We start from the raw sequence: 9,424 nt of genomic DNA, 5'->3' as shown, positions 1-9,424 counted from the left end.
GTCGTCTCGCTCGGGCATACTGGGACCGAGCAAGGGAGAATGCATGTCCGAGCGCCCCACCACCCTCTTCGTCTGCGTGCACAACGCGGGCCGCTCTCAAATGGCCGCGGGCTACGCGCGCGAGCTCTCCGGCGGCAGGATCGACGTGCTCTCCGGCGGATCCGAACCCGGTGACCGGATCAACCCGGTCGCGATCGAGGCGATGGCCGAAGACGGCATCGACATCACCGATGCGGTGCCGCAGCGACTCGCGACGGATCACGTCGCAGCATCCGATGTCGTGATCACCATGGGCTGCGGAGATGCCTGCCCAGTCTTCCCCGGGAAGCGCTACGAGGATTGGGAACTGGAGGATCCTGCCGGGCAGCCGATCGAGGTCGTGCGCAACATTCGCGACGACATCAAGTCGCGCGTGCGAGCCCTCGTCTATGAACTACTCGCTCATAGTTGACGGAGATTGCTGAGGACGTTCTGACGATGAGTCTCACTTCTCCCGCAACTGAAGTGTGGGCGGCGCGAAATCACGGCCTTCGCTGCTACGAGGAGAGCACGACGCTCGGCGCGGGCGACGTTGTCTGGCGGCGGGCTTCGAGTTTGTGTGCACGGCCGTTCGAGTGGACTTCGCGTACCGCACGCTGCCCGGACACCCGATCAGCGGAGAAGAAGCGTTCATCGTCCATCGCAACGGCGATTCCGTGGTGCTCACGATTCGCTCGCTGACGCGGCCTGCAGATTCTCCGGTCTGGGCCCCCATGCACCCGTTCCTCCGGGCCGCTCAGGCCGCGCTGCGCCGCCGATACCGCTCCGCCCTCGGGATTGAGGCTACTGCTTAGTTTCCATCGCGGGCGATGTCAAGGACTGGTCGTGCGCTTCCCGCCCTTATTACCGTTCGGTGATGGATCGGATTTTCTACGCTGGCGGTGAGGCCGTCACCGGCACGGCTATCGCGAAGGCTCTCTTGGAGTACGCCGAGGGGCTGGCGAGATCGAACACATCGGCAACGGTCGATATTCCGACGTTGCTCGAGAACGGATCCGTCGGCCGATCGAAGTTTCTCATCGGGCCGGCAAGCCAGCTGATCACTGAGACAGAGCCGACCGAACATGACGAGATCATCGACGAAGCGCTCATCAAATCCTTCCAGGACGAAACGCGTGAACTGCGTCAGAATCAGCCCCACAGGCTTTCTGCCAAGGAGCAATCGCCGCAGATCGACGTCCCGAACTGGATCGATGATCTGTAGGTCGCTCGGGTCCGCACACCGATCGGGCAAACCTCGCTCACAGCGGGTCCGGCACGACGACGGGAGACACTCATGGGAATGCTGACGTATGACTCTACGCTCACTGTGGACTTTGAAGACCGGGTGCTCGCGCATCTGCAGCTGGTCATCGGAGCGAAGCTTCGCCGCAACGAGGCGTTCTATTTCTCATGGAAGGACGACCCGAAGATCGGGGACGGCAGAAGCACACTATGGATGCACCCGACGATTCCGCTTCACTTCAAATACAGCGGGAGCAAGTCCCCGGCGGTCAACCGTGACTGGATCGACGAACTGATGCTGACCGCGAACGCTCCAGGAGGGCTGCAGATCGTTCCGGAGCCTACCCATTCCGCCAACGTGACTACGGACGACGAGGCGTGAAACGGGTCAACGTGCTGTACGGTGGCGCCCAATACGCTGCCCGTGCGGAAGATTACGAACAGCTCAAGTCGCGCATCGCCGAAGCGGTCGAGAGCGGTAAGCCCGGCTGGATCCGCGTGAATCGCGGTGAGGGCAGGCCGACGCCGGCGGAGCTCCTCGTCGGCCCCGGAATTCCGATCGCGCTGGTGACACTTCCGACGGACGATGAAGTCCCAGCCGAAGAGGAATGAGGCGAGCGAGAAGGGAGTCGCATCGGGCGATGTGAGGGAGCAACGCGCACTCGTTAGACTGGGATCTGCCGCGTAATCCGGCAGTTCTCGACGACACACCCCCTCAGGAGCCACCGTGGCCGCACCCAGCAGACTCGACGCCGTCATCGCCCTCGCCCGCCACCGCGGGTTCGTCTTCCAGGCCGGTGAGATCTACGGCGGTTCGCGCTCGGCGTGGGACTACGGGCCCCTCGGCGTGGAGCTCAAGGAGAACATCAAGCGCCAGTGGTGGCAGAACTTTGTGCGCGGCCGCGACGATATGGTCGGTCTCGACTCGTCGCTCATCCTGCCGAAGCAGGTGTGGGAAGCCTCCGGCCACGTCGCCACCTTCACCGACCCGCTCGTCGAGTGCCAGCACTGCCACCACCGTCACCGCCAAGACCACCTCATCGAGGCGTTCGTCGCAAAGAAGGGCCGCCAGCCCAAGGATGGCATGAGCGAGATCCCGTGTCCCGACTGCGGCACCAAGGGGCAGTGGACCGAGCCGCAGATGTTCTCGGGCCTCGTCAAGACCTTCCTCGGACCCGTCGAGTCCGCGGCCGGGCTGCACTACTTGCGTCCGGAGACCGCGCAGGGCATCTTCGTCAACTTCAACAACGTCGTCACCGCCTCCCGCAAGAAGCCGCCGTTCGGCATCGGCCAGGTCGGCAAGGCGTTCCGCAACGAGATCACGCCCGGAAACTTCATCTTCCGCACGCGCGAGTTCGAGCAGATGGAGATCGAGTACTTCACGGCTCCCGACGACGCGGACACCTGGTTCAAGCACTGGGTCGACGCGTGCTGGGACTGGTTCGTCGACCTCGGCATCAACCCCGACAACATGCGGCAGTTCGACGTCCCCGAAGACGAGCGCGCGCACTACTCGGCGGGCACGATCGACTTCGAGTACCGCTTCGGCTTCGCAGGAAGCGAGTGGGGCGAGCTCATGGGCGTCGCCAACCGCACCGACTTCGACCTGCGCTCGCACTCGGAGGCCTCGGGAACCGAGCTCAGCTTCTTCAATCAGGCCACGGGGGAGCGCTACATCCCTTACGTGATCGAGCCGTCGTTCGGCCTCACCCGCTCGATGATGGCGTTCCTCGTCGACGCCTACACCGAAGACGAGGCGCCGAACACGAAGGGCGGGGTCGACAAGCGCACAGTTCTCAAGCTCGACCCGCGGCTCTCGCCCGTCAAGGCCGCCGTGCTCCCGCTCAGCCGCAACGAGGCGCTCTCGCCGCTCGCGCGCGAGGTCGCGGCAAACCTGCGCGCCCAGTGGAACGTCGACTTCGACGACGCGGGCGCGATCGGCCGTCGCTACCGCCGCCAGGACGAGATCGGCACCCCGTACTGCATCACGGTCGACTTCGACTCGCTCGACGACAAGGCCGTCACGGTGCGCGACCGCGACACCATGGCGCAAGAGCGCGTCTCGCTCGACCGCCTGTACGGCTACCTCGCCGAGCGGCTCAAGGGCGCCTGATCCACGGGCGGGCATGGGGACCCCTTCCCGTTGACGCCCGCTCCCGGGATGCGCCACGCTTGGAACAAGACGCCATGGCGGCGGGTGCGCCAGCCAGATGCCGCCGCACCATGGACGTGAGAAAGGAACCCACGCATGTCTAACACTCCTCCTCCCGCAGCACCGGCTCCCGGTCAGTACCCGGGCAACCAGCAGCCGTACCAGCAGCAGCCCTACCAGCAGCAGCCGTACGGCTACGCGCCGGCCCCGCAGGACAAATGGAACGTCCTCGCGATCGTGTCGTTCGTCGGCTCGCTCATCGGGTTCTCCATCATCGCTGCGATTCTCGGCTTCGTGTCGCTCTCGCAGATCAAGAAGACGGGCGAGAAGGGCCGGGGCCTCGCGATCGCGGCGGTCATCATCGGCATCGTGTCCGTCGTGATCCAGATCATCGTCGTCATCGCCGTGATCGCCGCCATCGGCGCCGCGTCCACCTACGACTACAACTACTGAGCTGGCGTCGCGCGAGAGCCCGCTTCGGCGGGCTCTTCGTGGTTAACGCGTCCGGCAGGCAGCTTCGCTAATTTCTGCGATTCTCGTGACACTCCGCCGCGCCTGAGTCCCGTTGCGGCGTGTCGGTCCGGATCGCAGAAAACGTGTCGGCAACGGCCATACGCGGGGAGTTGTCCTGCGCAGGCGCGGCTACGAAGCCGCTTCGCCGTCGCGTTCCGCAGCGGCATCCGCGTCGACGTCGATGCCGAACAGTGCCTCGAGGGCGTCCACGTAGCGCTCCGCCTCGCCGTCGCGTGCGAGCTCGCGGGCACGGGTCGTGGGAGTGTGCAGCAGGCGGCCCACCAGGTGGCGCAAGGCGGATGCGGCGACCCCGTCGGGATCGCGGTGCGCGATGCGCGCGATCTCCTCGTCGAGGATGCGCTGACCATGCGCGCGTAGCGCGACGACGGCGGGAGCGAGAGACTCCTCGTGCGTCACGCGTGTGAAAGTGCGCGCGGCCTTTCCGACCATCGCACGAGCGACCTCGGTGGCCTGCAGCTCCTCGAGCGGCGCGTGGATGCGGATGGTCTCGAGGTCGACCAGCTCGACGCCGTGCACGCTCGCCACGTCGGGGTCGACGTTGCGCGGCAGCCCGAGGTCGATGACAAGCTGGTACGCGTCGTGGTTGACCGGACAGCCGGGTGTGCCGTCGCGATGCAGAACGTCGCGTACGTGCGCCGATGTGTGGGCGAGCGCGTACTCCACCCGCGCCCGCTGCAGGATGTCCGCGTCGAGAACGAAGCCCTCGGTGACGGTGCACGTGACGATGACGTCGGCGGCGGCGACGACCGAGGCGAAGTCCGCCGGATCGACGGTGGCGATGCCGTGGTTCGCGGCGAACGTCGCGCCGCGCCCCGAGGGGGAGAACACGCTCACGTCCGTGACGCCGCGATCGCGCAGCGCCGCGAGGCTCGCTCCCGCGTACGCGCCCGTACCGATGAGCAGCACGCGCATGCTCGACCAGTCGGTCACGCGGCTCGAGGCGAGCTCGAGCGCGAGGCGCACGATCGAGCGGCCCGCTCGGCCGATCGGAGTGCGGTTCTTGATGCCCCGAGACGTCTGCGAGGCGCGCTGGAACAGTCGTTCGAGCGTCGCCGTCGTCGTGCCGGCCTCGCGCGCGCTCTCGAGCGAGCGCCGCACCTGGCCAGCGATCTCGCCCTCGCCGACGACGACGGACTCGAGACCGGAGGTCACGGCGAACAAGTGCTCGGCGGCACTCTCGTCGGTCTTGACGTGCCACGTGCGCTCAAGGGTCGCCGCGTCGATGCCGGACGCCCCGGCGACGACGGCCGTCGCGGCGGAGACTGCGCCCATTGCGGCATCCGGCCCGTCACCGTCGATGTCGACGTACACCTCAAAGCGATTGCACGTGGCCACGACGACGCTGCCGCGCACGCGCTCGGACGCGGTCGTGATGCTCGTGGCCACGGCGTCGGCGTCGAGGGAGAGCTGTTCCAGCAGATCGAAGGAGGCGTTCTTGTGACTCGCCGTCAGACTCATGAGCACGCGTTAAAGGGTACCCCGCCGAATCTGGACGAAAGTTCTATGCCACGTAGAAAACGGATGCCGCTACCGCGCACTCGCCGAGGCGGCGGTAACGTGTGCGAATGGACTCGAACTCATGGCTGGCCGGAGGCGGCGGGTGGCTCACGCTCGCGCTCGTGAACGCGGGACTCGCGGAGCAGAAGGGCCGCTCCCGGCTGGGCTGGTTCCTGCTCTCCTTGCTGCTCGGCCCGATCGCGACGGCGCTGATCGTCGTGTGGGCACCGCCATCGAAGCCGTGACGCCGCCTCCCCGTCCCGTTTGAGACAATGAGCGAGTGCACCTCGATTCTCGCCACCCTCTCGCGTCCGGGCTGACTCACGATTCGCGCCTCGTGCGCGCCTACCGCGGCGACCGGCCCGACGTGACGCCCGTGTGGTTCATGCGGCAGGCGGGGCGATCGCTGCCCGAATACCGCGCCCTGCGCGTGGGCACGGCCATGCTCGACGCGTGCCTCAACCCGGGCATGGCGAGCGAGATCACGCTGCAGCCGGTGCGCCGGCACAAGGTCGACGCCGCCGTGTTCTTCTCCGACATCGTCGTTCCCCTGCGACTCGTCGGCGTCGACGTCGAGATCGTGGCGGGCAAGGGCCCCGTCATGGGCGAGGCCATTCGCTCGAACGACGACCTCGACCGGCTTCTCGCTCTCGACCCGGCCGTTCTCGACGAGCGCCTCACGGCCGTGACGGAGGCCGTCGCCCAGACCGTCGCCGGACTGCGCCGCATCCCCGGGATCGACGGCGCGACGCCGCTCGTCGGATTCGCCGGCGCGCCGTTCACGCTCGCCGCCTACCTCGTCGAGGGCGGGCCCTCGAAGGATCATCTGCGTGCTCGCGCGCTCATGCACAGCGATCCCCTCGCCTGGTCGCGGCTCATGGCGTGGACGGCGGACGTCACCGGGCGCTTCCTCCGCGCGCAAGTGCTCGCCGGCGCCTCTGCCGCGCAGCTCTTCGACTCGTGGGCAGGCGATCTGTCGCTCACTGACTACTCCGAGCACGTCGCGCCGGCCTCGGCCCGCGCCCTCGAGTACGTGAAGGACCTCGGCTACGAGCGCGGCGGCGAGAGCCACAGCGTGCCGATCGTGCACTTCGGCGTCGGCACGGGCGAACTCCTCGCCGCCATGCACGGCGTGGGCGCCGACACGGTCGGCGTCGACTACCGCATCCCGCTCGACGAGGCCGAGCGCCGGCTCGGCGGCGGTGTGCCGCTGCAGGGCAACATCGATCCCGCGCAGCTGGCCGCGCCGTGGGAGGTGCTCGAGCGGCACGTGCTCGACGTGCTCGCGCGGGGCGCGAGCGCCCCCTCGCACGTGCTCAACCTCGGGCACGGGGTGCCGCCGGACACGGACCCGGAGGTGCTGACGCGCATCGTGGAACTGGTGCACGCACGATGACCGCCGGCGTACCTTCTGACAAGCACGTCGTCGTCATCGGCGGCGGAGTCGCCGGACTCGTCGCGGCGCTCGAGTGCGCCCGCATCGGCGTGCGCGTCACCCTCGTCGAGGCCGCCGACCGGCTCGGCGGCTGCATTCGCACGGAGGAGGTCGCGGGCGTCGCCGTCGACGTGGGAGCCGAGAGCTTCGCGACTCGCGGCGGGACCGTGCGCGCACTCATCGAGCGGCTCGGACTCGAGGAGGCCGTGATCGCCCCGAACAGTGCGGGCGCCTGGCTGCTCTTCGGCGATTCGGCGGCCCCGCTGCCGAAGGCCGGCATCCTCGGCATCCCCTCGAACCCGCTTGCCGACGACGTGCGGGCCATCATCGGCTGGAAGGGCGCGTGGCGCGCGTACCTCGACCGCGTCAGGCCCGTGCTCACGATCGGCGACGAGCGCAACCTCGGAGCGCTCGTCGAGAAGCGCATGGGGAAGGCCGTGCTCGAGAACCTGGTCGCGCCGGTCACGAACGGCGTCTACTCCGCCGAGCCCAGCCAGCTCGACGTCACGCGCGCGGCACCCGGACTCAATCGCGCGCTCACCGTCGCGGGCTCCCTCTCGGGCGCCGTCGCGACGCTGCGCGACAACGTGCCGGCCGGCTCCGCCGTCGGCGGCTTCCGAGGCGGAATGACCGTGCTCGTCGAGGCGCTGCGTGCCGCGCTTGAGAACTATGCCGTCACCGTGCTCACCGACACCCGGGCGCAGGCGATCGAGCCGCTCGACGGGGAACGCTGGCGCGTCGTGACGGAGACTTCCGAGGGGGAGGGTGCCGAAACCGACGCCGATGCGGTGATCGTCGCGGTGCCCGAACCCGTCGCTGTCGAGCTGCTTGCACCGCACGTGCCCGCGTTCTCCGCGCACGCGGCGGCGCGCCCTCCCGCTGTCGACATCGTGACGCTCGCGATCGACAGTCCCGAACTGGACGCGGAGCCGCGCGGCACCGGCGTGCTGACGGCCCGCTCGGCGAACCGCGTCGCCAAGGCGCTGACGCACTCGAGCGCGAAGTGGGAGTGGCTCGCCGAGAGCATCGGCGCACCGCACCGGCACATCGTGCGCGTGTCATTCGGGACGCAAGGCGCGTCGAGCCCCCTCGAGGGCCTCGACGAGGGCGCCGTCATCGACCTCGCGCGCCGCGAGGCGAGCGCGATGCTCGGCGTGTCCATCGCCGCAGACCAGGTTGTGGATGCCGTCCGCACCTCGTGGGCGGGCACGCTGCCGGCCGCGTTCTCCGGGCAGCGGGAGCGCGCGGCGGCGCTGCGCGACGCGATAGCCGCCGTGCCGGGACTCGACGCGACCGGCGCGTGGCTCGCCGGAACCGGTCTCGCCTCGGTCATCCCCGATGCGACGGAGGCCGCCGGCCGGGTGCGGCATCGGATCGTCGCGGAGGCGCTCGGCGCAGATTAGCCGCATCCGTTCATTCCGACCCGGGCATAGAAAAAGCTGGGCGGAAATGCAAGCCTTCGTCACAAGAGCCTGGGGGCGTTACGCTGGACACATTCGAGACGCGACGACAGGAGGCAACATGAAGGGGAAAGTGCTGTTCGTAGCCGGGCTCGCAACCGGGTACGTGCTGGGAACCCGCGCCGGACGTAAGCGTTATGAGCAGATCAAGTCCGGCTGGCAGAAGATCTGGCACACCGCACCCGTGCAGAAGCAGGTCGCGAACCTCGAGGGTTTCGCCATGGCGCGCGTCTCCGAAGTGCCGAAGGCGCTGTACACGGGGGCCAAGAAGCTCGCCTCCACGCTCAGCTCTGACACGACACCGGGTCAGAAGCTCGACGCGACGATCGCGACGGCGAAGGACACCGCGGAGGACGTGGCCGAAGTGAGCGAGCGCGCGCAGGCCGAGGCGGGCGGTTCGCCGTCGTCCGGCGCACCGAACAAGTAGGCGGGAGTCGACAATGACTGATCGCAGCAACGAGTCGCTGTTCACACTGATTCGCTCGCTTCCCGAGCTGTTCACCAACCTCATCAAGGCCGAGATCGAGCAGCTCAAGACCAAGGCCGTCCACATGGGGAAGTACGCCGGAATCGGCGCGGGCCTCTTCGTGGGCGCCCTCATCTTCCTCTACTTCGCGATCGGCGTGCTCGTCGCCGTCGGCATCCTCGCTCTCGCGCTCGTCATGCCGGCGTGGCTCGCGGCCCTCATCGTCTTCGTGGTCTTCCTGCTGATCGCCGTCGTGCTCGCGCTCGTTGGAGTCGCGTTCTTCAAGAAGATGGGCCAGGACCCGGACCCCGTCGAGAGCATCAAGCAAGACATCGACGCCGTGAAGGGAATGGGCACTTATGACCGCTGATCGCACTCCCTCGACTGCTGAGGCGCGAGCGCAGCTGACCGCCGCTCTCGACGCCATCGAAGACAAGCTCAACCTGCCCAAGCAGGCGAAGGCCCGCCTGGAGAAGCTGCGGATCGACAACCCGACAGCGCTCATCGCGGGAGCGGCGGGAGCCGCCGCCGCGCTGGGACTCGGCGTATGGGCCATCGTGCGCGCCGTCGTCAAATAGCCGCCGGTTCCTCACGCCGATAAGGTCGGCGGCGCCGTT

The 9,424-nt window shown here is 68.0% G+C and carries 14 protein-coding genes; 13 read left to right on the top strand and 1 reads right to left on the bottom strand.

Features of this window, described 5'->3' with window-relative positions; translation table 11 throughout:
- The first annotated feature begins 43 nt into the window (after positions 1-43).
- The 7 genes from BLV49_RS04495 (at position 44) to BLV49_RS04465 (ending at position 3,868) form a co-directional block, all read left to right on the top strand.
- Complete coding sequence (locus BLV49_RS04495) at positions 44-451, top strand: arsenate reductase ArsC (RefSeq protein ID WP_091180426.1); 408 nt, start codon at positions 44-46, stop codon at positions 449-451.
- A gap of 55 nt (positions 452-506) precedes the next feature.
- Complete coding sequence (locus tag BLV49_RS04490) at positions 507-833, top strand: DUF1990 family protein (RefSeq protein ID WP_091180423.1); 327 nt, start codon at positions 507-509, stop codon at positions 831-833.
- Between the two features lie 62 nt (positions 834-895).
- A complete protein-coding gene (locus BLV49_RS04485; RefSeq protein ID WP_143033951.1) occupies positions 896-1,243 on the top strand; it encodes a hypothetical protein in 348 nt (115 codons plus the stop codon).
- Positions 1,244-1,315: 72 nt separating this feature from the next.
- Positions 1,316-1,645, top strand: a complete 330-nt coding sequence (locus BLV49_RS04480) for a DUF7882 family protein (protein ID WP_091180417.1) — start codon at positions 1,316-1,318, stop codon at positions 1,643-1,645.
- The gene (locus BLV49_RS04475) at positions 1,642-1,875 is read left to right on the top strand and encodes a hypothetical protein (protein ID WP_091180414.1); all 234 of its coding nucleotides are present in this window, start codon (positions 1,642-1,644) and stop codon (positions 1,873-1,875) included. The genes BLV49_RS04480 and BLV49_RS04475 overlap by 4 nt, the downstream gene beginning before the upstream one ends.
- A gap of 115 nt (positions 1,876-1,990) precedes the next feature.
- Positions 1,991-3,376 (top strand): glycine--tRNA ligase, encoded by a 1,386-nt coding sequence (locus BLV49_RS04470; RefSeq protein ID WP_091180411.1) that lies wholly within the window; start codon positions 1,991-1,993, stop codon positions 3,374-3,376.
- A gap of 135 nt (positions 3,377-3,511) precedes the next feature.
- The gene (locus BLV49_RS04465; RefSeq protein WP_091180409.1) at positions 3,512-3,868 is read left to right on the top strand and encodes a DUF4190 domain-containing protein; all 357 of its coding nucleotides are present in this window, start codon (positions 3,512-3,514) and stop codon (positions 3,866-3,868) included.
- Between the two features lie 189 nt (positions 3,869-4,057).
- On the opposite strand, the gene BLV49_RS04460 is transcribed toward BLV49_RS04465, so the two are convergent.
- Positions 4,058-5,413, bottom strand: a complete 1,356-nt coding sequence (locus BLV49_RS04460; RefSeq protein WP_091180406.1) for a glutamyl-tRNA reductase — start codon at positions 5,411-5,413, stop codon at positions 4,058-4,060.
- A gap of 101 nt (positions 5,414-5,514) precedes the next feature.
- Between BLV49_RS04460 and BLV49_RS16830 the strand changes: the two genes are divergently transcribed.
- The 6 genes from BLV49_RS16830 (at position 5,515) to BLV49_RS04435 (ending at position 9,385) form a co-directional block, all read left to right on the top strand.
- Positions 5,515-5,691 carry a hypothetical protein gene (locus BLV49_RS16830; protein WP_176980714.1) on the top strand — a complete coding sequence of 59 codons (177 nt, stop codon included), beginning with the start codon at positions 5,515-5,517 and terminating at the stop codon, positions 5,689-5,691.
- A 35-nt stretch (positions 5,692-5,726) separates the two neighbouring features.
- Positions 5,727-6,842, top strand: a complete 1,116-nt coding sequence (gene hemE, locus BLV49_RS04455) for a uroporphyrinogen decarboxylase (RefSeq protein WP_091180403.1) — start codon at positions 5,727-5,729, stop codon at positions 6,840-6,842.
- On the top strand, positions 6,839-8,284 hold the full coding sequence (hemG, locus tag BLV49_RS04450; RefSeq protein WP_091180399.1) for a protoporphyrinogen oxidase: 1,446 nt from the start codon (positions 6,839-6,841) through the stop codon (positions 8,282-8,284). Before hemE ends, hemG begins: the two co-directional genes overlap by 4 nt.
- A gap of 118 nt (positions 8,285-8,402) precedes the next feature.
- Complete coding sequence (locus tag BLV49_RS04445) at positions 8,403-8,768, top strand: hypothetical protein (RefSeq protein ID WP_091180396.1); 366 nt, start codon at positions 8,403-8,405, stop codon at positions 8,766-8,768.
- A 13-nt stretch (positions 8,769-8,781) separates the two neighbouring features.
- Positions 8,782-9,177, top strand: coding sequence for a phage holin family protein (locus tag BLV49_RS04440; RefSeq protein ID WP_091180393.1), 396 nt, complete (start codon positions 8,782-8,784; stop codon positions 9,175-9,177).
- Complete coding sequence (locus BLV49_RS04435; protein WP_091180389.1) at positions 9,167-9,385, top strand: hypothetical protein; 219 nt, start codon at positions 9,167-9,169, stop codon at positions 9,383-9,385. Before BLV49_RS04440 ends, BLV49_RS04435 begins: the two co-directional genes overlap by 11 nt.
- Positions 9,386-9,424 lie beyond the last annotated feature (39 nt).

The sequence above is a fragment of the Paramicrobacterium humi genome (assembly GCF_900105715.1).
In the GTDB taxonomy this organism is placed as follows: Bacteria; Actinomycetota; Actinomycetes; order Actinomycetales; family Microbacteriaceae; genus Paramicrobacterium; species Paramicrobacterium humi.
The sequence above is the reverse complement of the archived record's forward strand: the minus strand, read 5'-3'. Positions and strand labels throughout refer to the sequence as shown.

Coding starts and splice junctions, on each gene's coding strand:
- BLV49_RS04480 (WP_091180417.1), top strand. CDS start 1,316: ATGGGAATGCTGACGTATGACTCTACGCTCACTGTGGACTTTGAAGAC.
- hemG (WP_091180399.1), top strand. CDS start 6,839: ATGACCGCCGGCGTACCTTCTGACAAGCACGTCGTCGTCATCGGCGGC.
- BLV49_RS04465 (WP_091180409.1), top strand. CDS start 3,512: ATGTCTAACACTCCTCCTCCCGCAGCACCGGCTCCCGGTCAGTACCCG.
- BLV49_RS04440 (WP_091180393.1), top strand. CDS start 8,782: ATGACTGATCGCAGCAACGAGTCGCTGTTCACACTGATTCGCTCGCTT.
- BLV49_RS04495 (WP_091180426.1), top strand. CDS start 44: ATGTCCGAGCGCCCCACCACCCTCTTCGTCTGCGTGCACAACGCGGGC.
- BLV49_RS04485 (WP_143033951.1), top strand. CDS start 896: ATGGATCGGATTTTCTACGCTGGCGGTGAGGCCGTCACCGGCACGGCT.
- BLV49_RS04435 (WP_091180389.1), top strand. CDS start 9,167: ATGACCGCTGATCGCACTCCCTCGACTGCTGAGGCGCGAGCGCAGCTG.
- BLV49_RS16830 (WP_176980714.1), top strand. CDS start 5,515: ATGGACTCGAACTCATGGCTGGCCGGAGGCGGCGGGTGGCTCACGCTC.
- BLV49_RS04445 (WP_091180396.1), top strand. CDS start 8,403: ATGAAGGGGAAAGTGCTGTTCGTAGCCGGGCTCGCAACCGGGTACGTG.